Source organism: Paraburkholderia sp. Cpub6, assembly GCF_014201065.1.
Taxonomy (GTDB): Bacteria; Pseudomonadota; Gammaproteobacteria; order Burkholderiales; family Burkholderiaceae; genus Paraburkholderia; species Paraburkholderia tuberum.
The window spans coordinates 1-1,123 of record NZ_JACHDM010000095.1 but is presented as its reverse complement, the minus strand read 5'-3'; the positions used below and the strand labels follow the sequence as shown (position 1 = coordinate 1,123).

At 50.8% G+C, this 1,123-nt stretch carries 1 pseudogene; it reads right to left on the bottom strand.

Annotated features, from left to right (window positions below):
* A pseudogene (locus HDG33_RS36850) lies at nucleotides 1–930 on the bottom strand (hypothetical protein); the annotation flags it as partial.
* Between the last annotated feature and the right edge of the window lie 193 nt (nucleotides 931–1,123).

Below are 1,123 nucleotides of genomic sequence, written 5' to 3'. Positions count from 1 at the left end.
CAGCCTGGTTGATTCAATGGTCCGCTCGATATAGTTCAACTTCAAGCCGAGCGTTGTGAGCGGCTGGCGCAAATCATGGCTTATCGCAGCGATAAGTTGGTTCTTCTCTGCCCTTGCCGCTTCGGCCCGCGATCGCGCCTCTTCGAGAATAACCTCTTTTACACATGCGTGCTTCTGATCGTAACAAAGAAACCATGCGATGAGACAATAGCCAATTAGTTGAGCCGTAAGCGACTCAAACAAAGTTGGCCGATTAATTAACAGAATTCCTCCCACGCTAAATCCAAATGGGATAGTGCCGAGCACGAGTGAACCTAAAGTTGCACGAAGACTAGGTGCGAGCAGCAGCACAGTAAATACATGACACATCAGCGTCAGCTTTAGGAAGAAAGTCCTGTGAAAAATAATATGAGTATCACCATGGTAGGCCCAGAAAATGGGTGGCTTTATCCCAAAGCTACCGGCCGCCCACCACACCGATGTCAGTATGACCAATGCAGCCCATGCCCAGTGCATCTGCTCGACCGCGTTGACGCCAGCTTGCTTTGGAAGCGCCATGGTCTTTTTCAGTAAATGTATTGCCATGGGAGCGGCCATCCCCCACAGTCCGAAGATCCAGACGACACGGAACAAAAGATAAATATCCGACGTCTTGATCCAATTTCCAAGTACGAACACGAACAAGCTTACGAACAACATCAACGCCATCCAATACACCGCTCGACGCGACAGTGATTCCAATAAATCGCGTTTGACAAGGAGATTCTGCTCGGCACTGAGTGCCGCAACCGGTCCCCGAACAAGATTCACAAATTCACCGAATCTGCGGCGACCGACATTGTGAGCTGTTTCACTTGCGCTCAGTGATATCCTGGCCCCGGGCTTTTCGTCCACGTCAGAATCACGTCGTGTTTGAGTACTGGACGCCATAGAGGGCCTCCTCGGAGGGGCACTTTCAGCATACGCCCCTTTGTGCTAGTTACGTTCTACCGCCATCACCTTCACCTGCCTTCGGTGGAAGTTTTTGACTTATGTTTTGCCAGCAAGGTCAATAAGGTCTGCTCCGAAACCGGTTTCGACAGAAGCCTCATGCCACTGGCGGCTACTTTTTTGAGCACAGCTG